Source organism: Mammaliicoccus sp. RAM2, from assembly GCF_045897195.1.
GTDB classification, from domain to species: domain Bacteria; phylum Bacillota; class Bacilli; order Staphylococcales; family Staphylococcaceae; genus Mammaliicoccus; species Mammaliicoccus sciuri.
Map to the genome: position 1 here is coordinate 317,159 of NZ_JBJNWI010000003.1, position 17,621 is coordinate 334,779.

The 17,621-nt window shown below is 33.5% G+C and carries 14 protein-coding genes; 6 read left to right on the top strand and 8 right to left on the bottom strand.

The features are described from left to right. Positions 1 to 61: 61 nt before the first annotated feature. From ACJTHF_RS06620 to ACJTHF_RS06635, 4 genes are all read right to left on the bottom strand, one after another. Positions 62 to 574, bottom strand: coding sequence for a YfiT family bacillithiol transferase (locus ACJTHF_RS06620; protein WP_058591960.1), 513 nt, complete (start codon positions 572 to 574; stop codon positions 62 to 64). A gap of 142 nt (positions 575 to 716) precedes the next feature. Further along, complete coding sequence (locus ACJTHF_RS06625; protein ID WP_107609159.1) at positions 717 to 3,053, bottom strand: immune inhibitor A domain-containing protein; 2,337 nt, start codon at positions 3,051 to 3,053, stop codon at positions 717 to 719. Positions 3,054 to 3,230: 177 nt separating this feature from the next. Continuing rightward, positions 3,231 to 3,749, bottom strand: coding sequence for a transcription repressor NadR (locus tag ACJTHF_RS06630; RefSeq protein WP_025907553.1), 519 nt, complete (start codon positions 3,747 to 3,749; stop codon positions 3,231 to 3,233). A 4-nt stretch (positions 3,750 to 3,753) separates the two neighbouring features. Next, the gene (locus ACJTHF_RS06635) at positions 3,754 to 4,842 is read right to left on the bottom strand and encodes a cysteine desulfurase family protein (RefSeq protein WP_232156943.1); all 1,089 of its coding nucleotides are present in this window, start codon (positions 4,840 to 4,842) and stop codon (positions 3,754 to 3,756) included. An 88-nt stretch (positions 4,843 to 4,930) separates the two neighbouring features. Here ACJTHF_RS06635 and ACJTHF_RS06640 point away from each other — a divergent pair, with 88 nt between their 5' ends. The 3 genes from ACJTHF_RS06640 to nadA are packed head-to-tail and all read left to right on the top strand — an operon-like array spanning position 4,931 to position 8,390. After that, positions 4,931 to 6,505, top strand: coding sequence for an L-aspartate oxidase (locus tag ACJTHF_RS06640; RefSeq protein ID WP_107609157.1), 1,575 nt, complete (start codon positions 4,931 to 4,933; stop codon positions 6,503 to 6,505). Beyond that, on the top strand, positions 6,456 to 7,289 hold the full coding sequence (gene nadC / locus ACJTHF_RS06645) for a carboxylating nicotinate-nucleotide diphosphorylase (protein WP_107609156.1): 834 nt from the start codon (positions 6,456 to 6,458) through the stop codon (positions 7,287 to 7,289). Before ACJTHF_RS06640 ends, nadC begins: the two co-directional genes overlap by 50 nt. Then, positions 7,290 to 8,390 (top strand): quinolinate synthase NadA, encoded by a 1,101-nt coding sequence (nadA, locus tag ACJTHF_RS06650; RefSeq protein ID WP_084756095.1) that lies wholly within the window; start codon positions 7,290 to 7,292, stop codon positions 8,388 to 8,390. It begins immediately after the preceding gene. Between the two features lie 49 nt (positions 8,391 to 8,439). Here nadA and fadH read toward each other — a convergent pair whose 3' ends face one another. From fadH to ACJTHF_RS06665, 3 genes are all read right to left on the bottom strand, one after another. Next, positions 8,440 to 9,204 carry a 2,4-dienoyl-CoA reductase gene (gene fadH, locus ACJTHF_RS06655; RefSeq protein ID WP_107603321.1) on the bottom strand — a complete coding sequence of 255 codons (765 nt, stop codon included), beginning with the start codon at positions 9,202 to 9,204 and terminating at the stop codon, positions 8,440 to 8,442. Positions 9,205 to 9,389: 185 nt separating this feature from the next. Beyond that, on the bottom strand, positions 9,390 to 10,730 hold the full coding sequence (locus tag ACJTHF_RS06660; RefSeq protein WP_324289439.1) for a hypothetical protein: 1,341 nt from the start codon (positions 10,728 to 10,730) through the stop codon (positions 9,390 to 9,392). A 537-nt stretch (positions 10,731 to 11,267) separates the two neighbouring features. Continuing rightward, on the bottom strand, positions 11,268 to 13,094 hold the full coding sequence (locus ACJTHF_RS06665; RefSeq protein ID WP_058591962.1) for an APC family permease: 1,827 nt from the start codon (positions 13,092 to 13,094) through the stop codon (positions 11,268 to 11,270). 291 nt (positions 13,095 to 13,385) lie between these two features. On the opposite strand from ACJTHF_RS06665, the gene mecA1 reads away from it, so the two are divergent. Further along, positions 13,386 to 15,386: a PBP2a family beta-lactam-resistant peptidoglycan transpeptidase MecA1 gene (gene mecA1 / locus ACJTHF_RS06670; protein WP_088592725.1), complete on the top strand. Its 2,001-nt coding sequence runs from the start codon at positions 13,386 to 13,388 to the stop codon at positions 15,384 to 15,386. A 48-nt stretch (positions 15,387 to 15,434) separates the two neighbouring features. Here mecA1 and ACJTHF_RS06675 read toward each other — a convergent pair whose 3' ends face one another. Next, positions 15,435 to 15,620 (bottom strand): hypothetical protein, encoded by a 186-nt coding sequence (locus ACJTHF_RS06675; protein ID WP_025907530.1) that lies wholly within the window; start codon positions 15,618 to 15,620, stop codon positions 15,435 to 15,437. A 196-nt stretch (positions 15,621 to 15,816) separates the two neighbouring features. Here ACJTHF_RS06675 and ACJTHF_RS06680 point away from each other — a divergent pair, with 196 nt between their 5' ends. Next, positions 15,817 to 16,254 (top strand): MarR family transcriptional regulator, encoded by a 438-nt coding sequence (locus ACJTHF_RS06680; RefSeq protein ID WP_058591914.1) that lies wholly within the window; start codon positions 15,817 to 15,819, stop codon positions 16,252 to 16,254. A gap of 19 nt (positions 16,255 to 16,273) precedes the next feature. Further along, entirely contained in the window at positions 16,274 to 17,617 is a 1,344-nt protein-coding gene (locus ACJTHF_RS06685; protein ID WP_084756106.1) for a dihydrolipoyl dehydrogenase family protein, read from the top strand. Positions 17,618 to 17,621: the final 4 nt, after the last annotated feature.

Here is a 17,621-nt window from a genome sequence, read left to right on the forward strand (position 1 = left end):
ATTAATTAACATTTTTTAATATAAAAAATACCATCCAAATATAATTTGGACGGTATTATGATTAATTACTTAAAGCTAATTTAATATGTGCTAAATGATGTTCTTCGTGCCATGATAATTTTGCGATTTTAAAGGCTACTGTTGTTTCACCATTATCTTCATGAATGAATGCGCGTTTCAGTTGTTCTTCAGATAAACTTCGTCCAACTGCAACTATCCGTTCATTAATACCTTCTAACATTCTAAGTGAACATTCGATAGGTAATTCATTATCTGGTAATTCAATCCATTTTTCTTGATCAAAACCAACTATTGTCGGCTTTCTATCATCAGTCAAAGCAATCTTCAAACGTTGATACATATTAAGTTGAGAATCAGCTATATGATGGACAAGCTGTCTAACTGTCCAACTACCTTCTCTGTACTTTTTCTTTAATGCTTCGTCGTTTAATCCATCAACAACTTTTCTTAATCGATTTGCGTAATTACCAATCTCATCTAACCACTGATTAATATCATTCATTGTTACTTTTTCAGGTAATTCTAATTCTCCAATTGGAAATCTTACATCCACAATAATCACCCTTTTCATTAGATTAAATTCACCTTTATTATAGGTTATATTTATGATTAATGAAAATTAAACATATCGTGTCGTGCGGTAAATTATTAATTTCCAAAAACAGGAACACCCATTGGCGTTCCTGTTTTTTTATTTATTTTGTAATTTTTACTTTACCGACTGAGTTGTCTTTACTTTTTGCTGATACTTCAAATTTCAAGCCATTATTCGGTAATAATACGCCTGCATCTTTTTGTCCTTGGTTTGAGTAATCTTGACTATCATCGAATACAGGGTTTTTCTTCGTTTTATTATCGTGTAGTTTATAGCCCTCTTCGTTTTTCAATTTTAATTTTGGTTGATGATCTAAACTAAATGCTGCGTCTCTAATTTGGAATTGTGTTGTTGCTGGATCATCAGCTACACCTTTCTTCTTCCAATTCAATGCATTTTGGTCAGCATCTACAACGCTTATGAAACCTTGTCCTTGATGAGAACTTACGTTGTTATCTGAGAAACTCTTATCAACGTACCAAACTGTTAAACCTTTGTTGTAAGACATCGTTCCGCCACCGCGTTTAATGTGTTGTAATCCTTTATCTGGTCCTGTAAAGTTTCTCCATTGTAATAAATAGTAGTTCTCATCATATCTATTACCATCACTTTGTTCGAAGCCTTGTAAATCAAATTTCGCTTTACCTTCTGCATTATCACTGAAGATGTTTTGTCCATCTTCTGAAGTTACTTTAACTTTATCGACAAACCAACCTGGGTTTGTTTCAAATTTATCTGTTACATATAAGAATCTTAATTTTACTTTTTTACCATCATATTTTGATAAATCAAATTTAGCATTAACATATCCTTCAGACTGACCATCAATACCATTACCTTGGTTCTGTCCACTCTCTGATGGGTCATCATTGTTCGTAATATTACCTGCTACGTTTTCCCAATTTTGACCATCGTCAGTAGATACTTGAACATAACCATAGTCAAATCCTTGTTCTATATCATACCAAGTCTTAAATTTTAGCGTACTTGATTTAGCAGAACTTAAATCTAATGCAGTTTCCATAGAATATTGAGAATCATCATCTGCACCACTCCAGTATGCTTTCTTACCTTGAATTGGCTTTTGAATTAAAGTCGATTTGTCAGGGAGCTTAACTTTTATCGCATCATTGTTTGTGCCTTTAGTAGAGGCTTCATCTATAAGTTCTGACGTTTCACCTTTAAATTCAGATGCATTGATTTCATTACCTGTTTGCCAATTACCACCATGTAATTGTTGAAGCATTTCTTTCATGTATGGATCAAATCCAGTCGGTTCAGTACCTGGAACAGTACCTGCCCAACTACCTGATGACATAATAGACCAGAATGAAACGGGTTCACCTTTACCTGAATACTCAGTATCATATTCATCTGGTAATCCTAAGTCGTGTCCAAATTCATGAGAGAACACACCTGCTGCACCATCTTCAGGTTGAACGGTGTAATCAATTGCTGCTAATTTCCCATCAAATTGATCAAGCCCTGAATCAGTACCAGGAATTGTGTAAGGTTCACCTTTATCATCAAAATCAAGTGACCATCTATGTGACCAAATGGCATCTGTTCCTAATTTACCGCCACCCGCTTCTTCACCAGGACCAGAGTGTACAATCATAATGTGATCAATGATACCATCTTTCTCATCATAAACACCATCACCATCAATATCATCACGATCCCATTGGTCATAATCACTTAAATTAATATCTGGATCTTTCGCTGCTTGTTCTAGCGCTTCTTTAATCAATTCTTTCGGTTTACCATCGCTGCCACTTTCGTCTGGCACATTCCCACCATAATAACTTGCAGGATGTTTAGCTTTATACCAACCATGCACTTTTCCATCTATATCATAACTACCACCAGATTGGTTTTTGTAATACTGTTTCATACTCATTAAATTCTCGCCATTTGGACCTTTATAGCCATTTTCTCCAAATACCATATCTTGAAAATGAGAAACTGGGTAATCATCATAGTACATATCCGTTTCATCTTTTGTAATCGAACTATGAGGATAATCTGGAAATTCCATCGCTAATACTAACACTTTATCTTGTCGTACTTTACCTTTATATTTTTCTTCTTCAACATTATCAACACGTTTACCGTTGTTTTTCTTTTTATACATTTCTTTTTGATTCTTATTTAATGGTTCTAAACGCTTACCATTGTTCCCCTTGTTGTATTTCTTATCAAAAAGCCCTTTATTCGGTATGTATTTTTGATGATATTGCTCACCTTTACCATCCATATACTCTCTGATTTTCTTGTTTTTCTGTTCAGGTGTTTCAGTTGATTCAATGACACCTTCTTTTTCTAATGTTTCGAGTAACCTGTCTTCATTTGGTGCGACACTATTTGCAGATGCTTGAGTAGCAAATGCAGGTAGTACAATCAGAGCACTTAATGAAGCAACTGATAACTTTTTCATAAATAAATTCACTTTAAAAAATCCCCCTTATTTATATAATCTATATACATTATATACATATTCCCATAAAATAGTAGTAAGAATTCTAAAAATTCTAATTTTTCTTTTTAATATATCTAAATAATATACCTCCGTATAATTTTACATTAAGCAAATTATACGGAGGTATATTGTTGGTTATTCTACAATAAATTGGTGTTCTTTTAAATCTCTTACAGCATTGTCTAAAATCTTTTCAGTATGTGCAGAAATCGTATGTAAATGAAGGTTATCTGTTAAGTGCGCTAACATTTGTCCTTCAAACTTTTCCATTTCACTAATGAATTTTGATAAATCTTCATACGTTTCAATCATTAAATCTGCTTTAATACTACCATATACAGGATGATCAATTGCAACATCATCAATCATTGCCCCATTATCCAATATAAGCTTTAACTCTTCTTCCATTCTGTCATTATCATGTTGGCAAACAATGACACGTTTATATCTTTTACCACATTGTACATTATTAACAACATAACCACGACTTGTTGAATCAATATTATAATTTTGTGATTTCAATATAGAAATATCTTTCACAATAATTTGTCTCGAAACATCAAATTGTTGACTCAATTGTTTACCGCTGATTGGTTCATCTGAAGATTCGAGTAATTGTAAAATTTGCTCTCTTCTTTTAAAAGGGTTATTCATTTCACTAATCTCCTCTTATAGCTGTTTTTAAATGGTGCAAACAAGTATCTATGTCATTTCTAGTCGTAAATTTCCCAATAGACAAACGTATATATTGGTCATACGTTTTCTCAGGTATTGAATCTATTTTAACTTGTAGACCACTACTTAACAATGCGCCATGACCACATGCAGTGCCTGTCGAAACACATATATTTCTATTCGACAAATATTGCATAATATATTGCCCTTCATATATCGGTGTTAATACTGCAATAATATGTGGTGCTTGCGCTTTGTAAACAATAGGTGTAAATGACAAGTCACTTAATTGTTCGATGAAGTATTGTTGTAAATTTTGCATATGTTCAATACTTGGTGATATTGATAATGCTTTTGTCATCGCGATAATACTTGGTGAATCTATTGTACCATTTTGTGTATACATTTCATGAAAGTAATGTTGATTTAAAGGCTTTACATACTCATGATTAATCATTAACACACCTGAACCTTTAGTACCGTGAAACTTATGACCTGAAAATGCATATGAACTGAACCATTTTACATTAATATCCTTTAATTTATGAACTGCTTGTACGCCATCAACATGCATTGAAATATTGTTATCCTGTGCCATTTGACTCAATTCTTCAACAGGTAATATATATCCAGTCTCAGAATTAACATGTTGAGCAATGATGAGCACAACATCATCCGTCATTAAGTCAGTCGTCTGTTCTAAATCTATTTCGCCATTGTTGTCTAAAGGCAACATAATGATATCAAAATCATCTTGATAAATTTCTAAAGCAGCATGTATAGAGGGGTGTTCATAAGGTGAAACGAGTACTTTACCGCCCTCCTTCTCTTTCAAAAAACTATGTATCGCAATTTCATTTGCATGAGAACCACTTCTTGTATAAATCACTTCTTTATCTGTTGAGAAGTAATCCTTTATAAATTGTTTACACTCATTCAACAACTGTCTAGTATGTACACCACCTATATGTAAACTTTCGCTATTGTAATATGCTTCACGCTGTATATCTTGATAGACATCCATCACTTGGCCATCAACCATTGTAGTTGATGCGTTATCTAAATAAATCAATTATAATCCCCCTCTTGTTATTTACGTTTCTTTGTGTCAATATATTGTATATAAAATGATAACATATATGTAAAGTAAGGTGTAAACTTTGAGAAAAGTCATTGTAGTAGGTTCTGGCATCGCTGCATTAGCAGCTATACAATCATTTAATGAGCAAACTGAAATTCATTGCATTACGAAAGATAAACTAAATAAACATAATAGTTCACTAGCTCAAGGCGGAATTTGTTGTTCTCAATACGAACATGACAATGGTCATGCGCATATTGTAGATACGTATAAAGCTGGCAATGAACTTGGAGATATTGATGTCATACAATCCATCATCCAACATAGTCATCTTTACATTGAGCAACTCATTCAAAATGGATTGAATTTTGATACGATTACAAATCAACATGATTTGGATTTTGCGATGGAAGGTGCGCACACTCGCCCTCGGATTTTACATATTGGTGGTGATCAAACGGGTAAATATTTAACGCACCATTTGATGAATGAATTATCATCCAAGCATATTAAGATTTATGAAGAAACTGAAGTAATCGATTTGTTGAAAGATACAGAACATGCTGTTTGTGGTGTACGTGCACTTAATAAACATGGACAACAACTTGATATCATAGCCCATGATGTCATTTTGGCTACAGGTGGTTACAGCAATTTATTCCCTACTCATTCAGGCGCATCCAGTTCAATAAGTTCAGGGCATGTTATCGCGCATCATCACGGCATTCCATTAAGGCATATGGAAATGATTCAATTTCATCCGACTTTACTCGGTAAGCCTGGACAAACATACGGTTTAGTTTCTGAAGCAGTAAGGGGGCATGGTGGTATTTTAGTCAGTAGCCTTGGGGATCACTTTATGGAAGATAAACATCCTTTAGGCAGTCTCGCTCCTAGAGATGTGACAAGTAGAGCCATCTTTCAGCAACAGCAACTTGGTCATCAATGCTTTATTAATATCGAACAAGTTGAAGCATTTTCTAATAGATTTCCAACGATTTATCAAAACGTCATTGAACATTTTCCAGATGAATATGCGAACCATCTCATTCCTATTACACCTGGTGCACACTATACAATGGGTGGCGTAAAAACAGATATTTATGGTCGAACGAACTTGAGCCACTTTTACGTTATAGGGGAAGCGAGTAATACAAATTTTCATGGTGCAAATCGTTTAGCAAGTAATTCCTTACTTGAAGCACTTGTTATGGGACATCTTTGTGGGGAAGCTATTTATCAATCTGAAATAAGAGATATTCATATTAGCGAATCTGAGCAACGACATATTCCTAAAATAATTGATGAAGACATACAATATTTTCGTCAACAAACTTTTAAAGTGTTAGGTATAGAGCGTAATGGTACAGACATTACAGCTTACTTAAATTCAATAAAAGATTGTCTTAGCAATGCGATGACTTTAGCTGAATGGACTCAATCAGATTGGCAGAAATATATAGAAGTAAAGACTTTAGAAATGATCTCTATATCAGCTTTAAGTCGTTTAGAATCACGCGGTGTCCACTATAGATTAGATTATCCGAATACTGAATCAACACTACAACATACTGATATCGAAATACTAATGGAGGATTCAATTCATGCTAAACAAGTTATACGTCCAAGAAAAACTCAAACAATTTTACCTTGAAGATAACCATTATGGTGATTTGTCTTCAAGCTTATTCGACGCCACTCAACAAGGTACATTAACAATTTTAAGTAAATCAGAAGGCATATTTTGTGGTGAAATGATCATTCAAGAAAGTTTTAAACTGCTTGATGATGCTATTACGACCACTTTGTTCGTTCAAGACGGTACGTTCTTAGAGAAAGGTCAGAAGCTCGCTGTTATTAAAGGTAGCATTTCGACACTCTTGACGATGGAACGCATCACTTTAAATTTAATTCAAAGAATGTCAGGTATCGCTACAGCTACACATGAAATCGTCCAAAAGGTTCAGCATACAAACGTCAAAATTGTAGATACGAGAAAGACAACGCCAGGATTAGGTATGTTTGAGAAACATTCAGTATTTATTGGTGGTGGCTATAATCACCGTCGAACGCTGAATGATGGATTAATGTTAAAGGACAACCATATCAGTTTCAGTCCATCGATTCGTGAACTTGTTTCTAAAGCTAAGCAACATATCGGACCAATGGATAAAATCGAAATAGAAATTGAAGATGAACATACTTTAGATGAAGCCATTTTATCCAATGTGAATATCATCATGTTTGATAATTGCAAACCAGATTGGATTAAAGCACATATCACGAAAGTGCCTGAACATATACAAACTGAAGCATCGGGTAACATCAATATTAATAATGTTGTTGATTACGCTGAAACGGGTGTCGATTATATTTCTATAGGTTCGTTATTTTATGAGCAACATGCATTAGATATCTCTGCAAAGGTGGTTATATAAATGTTTAATCTCACAATTGAGAATGCGCAATCTATCCCTGAAAAGTACATAAAAATGTCTCATAAAGAACTGGAAGACAAAATTAAATCTATTAAAGCTTCACTAGGTGATCGTTTGTTTATGCCAACGCATCACTATCAAAAAAATGAAGTTGCGCAATTTGCTGACATTATGGGTGACTCTCTTGAACTCGCACGTATTTGTAAAGAGAATACAAAGGCTCAATATTTCGTCTTTAATGGTGTTCATTTTATGGCTGAAACTGCTGACATCTTGACTGACGATAATCAAGATATTTACTTACCTGATTTATCTGCTGGTTGCTCTATGGCAGATATGGCAAATATCGAACAAGCACTTCATGGTTATGACATATTAACGAATCGTTTAGGTGATAATATTCTACCGCTTACTTATGTGAATTCGACTGCTGCAATCAAGAAATTCGTCGGAGCAAATGGTGGTTCTTGTGTAACAAGTGGTAATGCTGACAGTGTGATTCAATGGGCTTTAGATCAAGATAAACGTATATTATTTTTGCCTGATCAACATTTAGGTCGTAATACCGCTTATAAATTAGGTATCAAACTTGAGGAAATGGCTGTCTGGGATCCAATACAAAAGAAACTAGACTTCGATGGTCGTGATGAAGATATTAGAATCATCTTATGGAAGGGACATTGCTCTGTTCATGAAAAGTTCTATCCCATTCATATAGATCAAGCGAGAAAAAAAGACCCAGACGTGAATGTTATTGTACATCCAGAATGCCAATTTGATATCGTACAAATGGCAGACTATGCAGGTTCAACTAAATATATTATCGACACAATAAAAAATGCGCCAAAAGGTTCTCATTGGGTGATTGGTACTGAGATGAACCTCGTACAACGTTTAAAGGAGACCTATACGGATATTACGATTGAATCACTTAATCCACTTATGTGTTCTTGCTTAACAATGAATAGAATTGACTTACCTCATCTCGCATGGTGTTTAGATAAAATTATTGCCGGAGAGCGATCAAACATTATTAAAGTAGATAAAGAAACATCTCATTTCGCGAAACAATCATTAGAACGTATGTTAAGTATCGTATAAAAAATAACCTTTCACCTTCAATACAATCGAGGTGAAAGGTTATTTAATATTAAAATGGATTTCGATTTAACCACTGACCGCCATCCATTGTGATACAATCGCCATTGATATAAGCCGCTTCATCCGAGAATAAAAATCTTGCTAATCCTGCAATTTCTTCAGGTTGGCCCATTCTACCTACAGGAACACTATCTAACGTTTGTTGTCTGGCATCTTCAGATAACGTTAACTTCTTAGCACCACCTGTATTATCAATCGGTCCAGGTGCAATGGCATTAACTGTAATACCGTATTTACTTCCCCATTCAACTGCTAATGTTCTCGTCATAGCAAGCACACCTGCTTTGGCACTTGCTGAATGTATAACTCCTGCACCAGCTGTCCATGAATATGTTGCTACAATATTCAATATACGACCTTTATGACCACCCTTAATCCATTCTTTACCTACTGCTTGCGAACAATAAAAAGTCCCATTTAATACAATATCAATAACTGAATTCCAACCGTTATAAGATAAATCTTCAGCTGCACAAATAAAATTTCCTGCTGCATTATTGACTAATCCGTCTATTTTACCAAATGTTTTAATCGTTTCATCTACTGTATACTGAACGCGTTCTGGATCACGTACGTCCATATCAATACATAATACTTGTCCTTCTTCTTGTTCTATATCCTTTTTCGCTTCTTCAAGCCTTTCAAGTGAGCGTCCAGTTATGACAACTTTTGCACCATCTGCTGCAAATCTCGTTGCCATCGCTTTACCCATACCACTGCTACCACCCGTTACAATGATCACTTTATCCTTCATATATATTCTCCTCATATTTACTATATTAAAATACTTGTATTTAGTAAGCGCTTACATATAGTCTACAATAAGTTGCAATAAAGGACAATTAAACAGAAGTTACACATCACATAAAGCTTTAAAAAAATATTTATTAGTATAATAAAAAGACCTTTGAACGTTACGCTCAAAGGTCTTTCAATATATTAATATCCTGATCCGACTTCTTCTCCATCTTCATCATACTCAGTCACTTTACCGTCATCGTCTATAATATAAGAACCTGCTAAATTGCCATCTTTATCTTCAAATGAGAAGCCCCACTTACCTTCATCTGTCTTCTCAGGTTCTTTAAACGTATATTTATCTGTATCTAACGTTTCATCTTCATACGATTCTACTTTATCAATAACATTCTCTCGTGTTACTTTTTCAGAATTACTATCATCATCTGAATCAGCACCATCATCTATAGAAGACGTGCCATCAAACATTTTCACAGTTCTTGCTATTTGTTCGTCAGACGCATCATAAAGCTTAATGACTTTCGGATTGTTTAAAATCTTTTCAGATTCTTGTTGAGAGTACTCATCATCTTCAGTCCATCTTTCATCATGAAAATGTGAAGGCACATTATAAATAGAAATCGTACCATCTCCATTATTTTTATACACAACATGTCCAGCAGCAGTAGGAGAACCTGCTAAACGATACACACCTTTAGGATATTTCACCGTATTAGCTTTGTTGTATGGATTTAAATACTCACCCTCAAGATTATTAAATTCAAGCTCTGCATTCATTTCACTTTCATCCATATTTCGATAACTCGGTAAAGCCGTTAACCATACCTTTGCATAGTATTCATCACTATTTACATTCTCGTTAGAAGTCTTATTATCATCTGAATCATCATTAGAAGGTAATGGATCTACATACTCAATCTTACTTGCTACATTAGAAACTTTGCGATTATCTTTATATTTCTTATATAAATCAGCAATGTTCAAACGATCTACTGTTCCATCATCTATTACATCATTAAAATCTTGAACAGCACTTTGAGTTTTAATATATACAACTTCATCCTTATTTACACCGACTATTGTCGCATAGCTACCTTTAGTAGCATTCAAACTATAGAACTTCATACCATTTGGTTTGTTTTTCATCTTATTTAGTTCCGGACTTTCAGCAAGTTCTAACGTATCAATATTACGTTCTTTCTTCTCTCCAGCTCCAAAAGTTTGCGTATATTTTCCAGATAATAATTCATCACCTGTTACAATATCATCTTCAACACTAGGATCTAACATAGCCATCGCAATACTCTGTTGTTCAGTGATATTCGATTCATCTTTAATGCCACTTTCATTACTATTATCCTCATTGTTTGATGATTCATTAGACTGATTATCTTGTGATTCACCCTTTTGAGCATTTTCAGATGACTTGCCATCATTCGAATCTCCACCAATACTAAAACTACAACCACTTAATGCCACTACAGACATAAGTACAAGGCCAGAGAACAGCTGCTTCTTCAAAAGAATCACCCCTTATAAATTTATAATATATTCGCTAAATAATTTTAAATAAGTTATATACATGTTTTTACTATTGTAACAAATACAATGTAAATTGAAATGTATTCAAAGATATTTCACTGATACTTTTAATATAAAAGTATCACATCATCTCACTTCAACTTTTCACCCTTTAATATTCTTTTATTCCAAACTATTCAATTTCCTTCACATTCCCTAAGTGATGGATTTTTGTGCATATTTGTACGTTGTTTTTTAACTCATTGGCAGTTATGTATGATTTTTGGCTTTATAGGGAATTTTTAACATAAATGGGTTAAGTTTATTTATACTTAATGTATCTTAAAAGGAAAGAGGTTTTGCAAATGGATATCGCTGGTGTTATTACAAGCATTATTGATTTAATCAAGACTTGCATTCAAACTTTCGGTTAATTTCAGTTTTATTGCATTAAAAAGGCAGAGGAAATATTCAATCTTTTGATTGTTTCCTCTGCTTTTTTAAATATATAGTTGTAAAATACAAATGATTTTAAGTTTAATGTTTTAATTTATAAGGTATCGTTGATATGACGATATTCTTTCTATAGAATAAATGGACTTTTAACATAAAGCTTGTTTGATTGTGTAATAAATTATGCCATCTTCTATTTGTAATAAATTGCGGTATGATGACAGTTATTAAATAATCTTCTGCTGTTGCTTTATGATTAATTTTATCTATAAAACGCGTGATAGGTTTAATGACGTCTCTGTACTCTGAATGCAATATGACAAGTCGTATATCTGGGTACAATGACTTCCATTTCGCTTGTAATTTCTTCTCATTTGTTTCACCTACTGCTACGTGTACAACGATGATATCGTCAGATGTTAATTTTGCATATGCGATAGATTTATCTACTGCATTTGTGATACCGCTTATTGGAATAATGGCTAAGTTCTTACTTTTTGTTGTAGTGCTTTTGTGTGATTCTGAAACGTGTAATTCTTTCGCGATATTTATATAGTGTTTATGAATTCGAACAAACATCAATACGACGATCGGTAAAAAGATTAAGATTGGCCACACGTGTGGCATTTTTGTTATGAGTAAAATCATAAATATTGTAAATGTTATAACAGTACCTAATGTATTGATTGCTAATTTCTTTTTCCAATGTTTCGGTTTTTCTTTGATCCATTTTATCATCATACCGAGTTGTGCTAACGTAAACGGAATGAACACCCCCACTGCATAAAGTGGAACTAAGTTTTCAGTTTTGCCGTTAAAGCCTATTATTAAAAATATTGCTAAAACACCTAATATAATAATAGAGTTCGAATAACCTAATCTATCACCACGAACTGTAAACATATGTGGCATGTACTTATCTTTAGCCATATTTGCTGCGAGTAGTGGAAATGCTGTAAATCCAGTATTAGCCGCTAATATCAGAATGAGTACTGTTGCACCTTGAATAAAGTAGAATATCACATTCTCTCCAAAGACTTGTTTCGCAAGTTGAGATAATACAGTCGTTTCTCTTTGTGGCATAATGCCATAGAAATAAGTTAAATAGACCATACCTACAAGCATAAATCCTAAAATACTTCCCATTGCGATTAAAGTCTTAACAGCATTTTTGGGTGCGGGATCTTTGAAACTTTTAACTGAGTTCGATATCGCTTCAACACCTGTTAAAGATGATGCACCAGATGAAAATGCTTTTAGTAATAGAAAGAACGTTACACCCGGTACTGAGCTACCGACAACGGATGTTGTTTGTGGTTCAGCTTGGCCAGTTGCTACTTTCCATACACCTACGACGATCAGCATAATCAAACCAAATATAAATAAATATACGGGATACGACAACACCGTTGCAGATTCTGTTAAACCTCTTAAGTTCAAAATTAATATCAAAATTACTAAAATACATGCTATTAAAATTCGTTTTTCATATAAAGATGGAAATGCGGCTACAAATGCATCAGTACCTGATGAAATACTAACAGCGACTGTTAATATATAGTCTACAAGTAACGACCCACCTGCGAGTAGCGACCATTTTTCTCCTAAGTTATGTTTTGAAACGGTATAAGCACCACCACCATGAGGATAAGCGTAAATAACTTGTCTATATGACAGCACTAATGTGATTAATAAAATCAATATAAATGCCGTAATCGGTAGTGTATACCAAGCTGCTATAGCACCTAACACAGAGAGCACAATTAATATCTGCTCTGGCCCGTATGCTACAGAGGACAATGCATCTGATGAAAGTATGGCTAAAGCTTTTGTATTACTAATCTTTTCATTTTGTAACTCTTTGTTTTTCTTTGGTTTACCTATTAGTAATCTTTTAGCTTGAGAAAATATCATATCTAATCTCCTAATCATATTTAATAAATTGAACAAAACGTTAACGATTGATGACATCAAAAGCATATATATATTTATACGCTCATCAAATTTAAAAGTATATATAAGCAACCATCTTTTAAGTGTATTATTTCTCTTTATTAATAAAATAACTCTTAATTAAAGTGTATAATTACTCCATTAATAAACTTTCTCAATAAGAGTAAATTGATTATTTATGTTATATTTGTATTCACAACTTGAATAACTAAAACACTCATTCTTAGTCCTAATTCTGGGAGGATTCTTATGAAAAAATTAATCATCGCCATCGTTATTGTAATCATCGCTGTTGGTTCAAGCGTATTCTTTTATGCATCTAAAGATAAGAAAATAAACGAAACAATTGATGCCATTGAAGATAAAAACGTTAAGCAAGTCTTTAAAAATAGTACTTACCAATCTAAAAACGATAATGGTGAAGTAGAAATGACAGACCGCCCTATTAAGATTTATGACAGTCTCGGCGTCAAAGATATCAACATTAAAGATCGTGATATCAAAAAGGTTTCAAAAAACAAAAAACAAGTCACAGCAAAGTATGAACTTCAAACGAATTACGGCAAAATTAATCGTGACGTTAAATTAAACTTTATTAAAGAAGATAAAGATTGGAAATTGAATTGGAATCAAAGTGCCATTATTCCAGGCATGAAGAAAAATCAATCCATCAATATTGAACCATTGAAATCAGAACGAGGTAAGATTTTAGACAGGAACAATGTAGAGTTAGCCACTACAGGAACAGCACATGAAGTTGGTATTGTTCCTAATAATGTTTCCACAAGTGATTACAAAGCAATCGCTGAAAAGTTAGACCTTTCAGAATCGTATATTAAACAACAAACAGAACAGGATTGGGTTAAAGATGATACATTCGTCCCTCTCAAGACTGTTCAAGATATGAATCAAGATTTAAAGAATTTTGTTGAAAAGTATCATCTCACATCACAGGAAACAGAAAGTCGACAGTATCCGCTTGAAGAAGCAACAACGCACTTACTTGGATATGTTGGCCCTATTAATTCAGAAGAATTGAAGCAAAAAGCATTTAAAGGTTATAAAAAGGATGCCATCGTTGGTAAAAAAGGTATCGAAAAACTATACGATAAAGACCTTCAAAATAAAGACGGATACCGTGTCACAATAATTGATGATAATAATAAAGTTATTGATACATTAATAAAGAAAAAGAAAATAGACGGCAAAGATATTAAATTAACCATCGATGCTAGAGTCCAAAAAAGTATTTATAACAACATGAAAGATGACTACGGTTCGGGGACTGCTATTCATCCACAAACTGGTGAACTCTTAGCACTTGTCAGCACGCCATCTTATGATGTTTATCCATTTATGAATGGAATGAGCGATGAGGATTATAAGAAATTAACTGAAGATGATAAAGAGCCACTCCTTAATAAGTTCCAAATTACGACATCACCAGGTTCGACTCAAAAAATATTAACATCCATGATTGGCTTAAACAATAAGACATTAGACGGCAAAACAAGTTATAAAATTAATGGAAAAGGTTGGCAAAAAGATAAATCTTGGGGTGACTACAACGTTACAAGATACGAAGTTGTGAATGGCGATATCGACTTAAAACAAGCTATTGAATCATCAGATAATATCTTCTTTGCGAGAGTTGCACTTGAATTAGGCAGCAAAAAATTCGAAGAAGGAATGAAACGCCTTGGTGTTGGTGAAGATATCCCGAGTGATTATCCATTCTACAATGCACAAATTTCAAATAAGAACTTAGATAATGAAATATTGTTAGCTGACTCAGGTTATGGCCAAGGTGAAATATTAATCAATCCTGTTCAAATTCTTTCAATATACAGCGCATTAGAGAACAAAGGTAATGTGAATGCTCCACATGTACTCAAAGATACGAAAAATAAAGTCTGGAAGAAGAACATCATTTCCCAGGAAAATATTAAATTGTTAACAGACGGTATGCAACAAGTCGTGAACAAAACACATAGAGAAGATATTTATAGATCATATGCTAACTTAGTTGGTAAATCAGGTACAGCTGAACTCAAGATGAAACAAGGTGAGACGGGACAACAAATAGGTTGGTTCATTTCATATGATAAAGATAATCCAAATATAATGATGGCTATTAATGTGAAAGATGTACAAGATAAAGGCATGGCAAGTTACAATGCCAAAATATCTGGAAAAGTGTATGACGATTTATATGATAACGGTAAGAAAACGTATCGTATTGATAAATAAACAAACAGAGCAACATCCGCGTTTGGATGCTGCTCTGTTTTTATGTCTTTAAAAAATATTCATAACAATTCTAGAAATATATAGCAACGCAATGATTAAACTGCATAGAAATACCATGCTCATATATTTTTTCTTTTTAGGCTTTGCTGCTTCAATTTCGTCTTTATTCTCTAGATATTCTAGCAATTCTTTCTCTATTTCCTCGTTAATATCTTTGTCATGATTTTCACTCACAACCATCCCTCCACGACTACATGTTCATCTTTAAATTTATATTATTACAATTTCTGTAAAAGGACAATCTTTACTTTATATTAATTACAAGTTATCAATTCTAGTACCTTTTTTCAATTTGTGAGCACCACATTTGATTAGTCGCGCACGATAGTTTAATATATAATCAATCGCACACGATAGAAAGGAGTATTTAATGGATTACAATATGAAACTAGCCAATCAAGTATGTTTCTCAGCATATAATGTAAGTCGATTATTTGCCCAATTTTATGAAAAAGAGCTTAAGTCATTTGGTTTAACTTACTCACAATATTTAGTCTTACTTTCATTATGGGAGGAAAATCCTCAAACATTACATTCAATTGGTCATAAATTGGACCTTTCAAGCAACACGCTTACCCCACTACTTAAAAGATTAGAACAATCAGGATGGGTCACTCGACAAAAATCAGACCAAGATAAAAGACAATTAGTTGTTTCGTTAACACAAAAAGGGAAAGAACAAAAACAACCTATTTACGATGCTATCTCTAAATGTGTATCAGAAGAAATGGATTTAGAATTATACAAACAAACGAAAGACATTATGAATCAATTAGAAACAACTTTAAGAAAGCAATTAAATAAATAACATATAAGGATGATAAACTATGAAAAAATTTGATGTTGTATTTATAGGAAGTGGCCATGCTGCATGGCACGCTGCGTTAACGTTAAAACATGCAGGCAAATCTGTAGCCATTATAGAAAAAGACACGATAGCTGGTACATGTACAAATTACGGTTGTAATGCCAAAATCTTACTTGAAGGACCTTATGAAGTATTAGAAGAAGCTAGTCATTATCCTCAAATTATTGAATCTGATCAATTACACGTAAACTGGAAGAACTTGATGCAATATAAGAAAGCTGTCATAAATCCCCTTTCCAATACACTTAAATCTATGTTTGAACAACAAGGTATTGAAGTTATAATGGGTGCCGGTAAATTAGTAGATGCTCATACAGTTGATGTTGAAGGTACGCCTATTCAAGCTGAAAACATCGTCATTGCAACAGGACAACATAGTAATAAATTAGATATAGAAGGTAGCGCATTAACACATGATAGTCGTGACTTCTTATCTTTAGATAAAATGCCAAATAGCATCACATTTATTGGTGCTGGTATTATTAGTATCGAATTCGCTTCAATCGCAATTAAATCAGGTGCTGAAGTTCATGTCATCCACCATACAGATAAACCATTAGATGGATTTAATGAAAAGCACATCGCGAAATTAATTCATAAACTTGAATCAGAAGGCGTACAATTCCATTTAAATGAAAATGTTCAATCTGTACAACAAACTGGTAGCAGTTATCACGTAACAACAGAATCAGGACTTAGCGTTGATACTGACTATGTTCTAGATGCTACTGGACGTAAACCAAATGTACAAAATATAGGACTAGACGAATTAGGCATCGAATATAGTGAAAAAGGTATTCAAGTCGATGATCATTTAAGAACAAACATACACAACATATATGCAAGCGGAGATGTATTAGATAAAACAATCCCTAAATTAACACCAACAGCAACATTTGAATCTAACTACATCGCGACTCATATATTAGGTATCAATCCAAACCCAATCCAATATCCAGCAATACCATCAGTATTATACTCATTACCAAGACTTTCACAAATAGGTGTTACAGTTAAAGATGCAGAGCAAAGCGAAGCATATACAATAAAAGACATTCCATTCGGTAAACAAATGGTGTTTGAATATAAAAATGAAACAGAAGCGGAAATGACAATTGTATTAAACGCAGACAAACAACTCGTAGGCGCAGAAATTTACGCAGACGATGCAGCAAACTTAATTAACCTACTCACATTTATCGTTAACCAAAAACTAACAGCCAAAGACCTCAACCAACTCATCTTTGCATTCCCAGGATCATCAAGCGGCGTGCTAGATTTATTAAAAGTAGCAATGATGTAGAATA

What these genes read in the sequence shown, in the direction of transcription:
- ACJTHF_RS06625 (WP_107609159.1), bottom strand. Translation starts at nt 3,053, where the DNA reads ATGAAAAAGTTATCAGTTGCTTCATTAAGTGCTCTGATTGTACTACCT.
- ACJTHF_RS06630 (WP_025907553.1), bottom strand. Translation starts at nt 3,749, where the DNA reads ATGAATAACCCTTTTAAAAGAAGAGAGCAAATTTTACAATTACTCGAA.
- nadC (WP_107609156.1), top strand. Translation starts at nt 6,456, where the DNA reads ATGCTAAACAAGTTATACGTCCAAGAAAAACTCAAACAATTTTACCTT.
- nadA (WP_084756095.1), top strand. Translation starts at nt 7,290, where the DNA reads ATGTTTAATCTCACAATTGAGAATGCGCAATCTATCCCTGAAAAGTAC.
- fadH (WP_107603321.1), bottom strand. Translation starts at nt 9,204, where the DNA reads ATGAAGGATAAAGTGATCATTGTAACGGGTGGTAGCAGTGGTATGGGT.
- mecA1 (WP_088592725.1), top strand. Translation starts at nt 13,386, where the DNA reads ATGAAAAAATTAATCATCGCCATCGTTATTGTAATCATCGCTGTTGGT.
- ACJTHF_RS06680 (WP_058591914.1), top strand. Translation starts at nt 15,817, where the DNA reads ATGGATTACAATATGAAACTAGCCAATCAAGTATGTTTCTCAGCATAT.
- ACJTHF_RS06685 (WP_084756106.1), top strand. Translation starts at nt 16,274, where the DNA reads ATGAAAAAATTTGATGTTGTATTTATAGGAAGTGGCCATGCTGCATGG.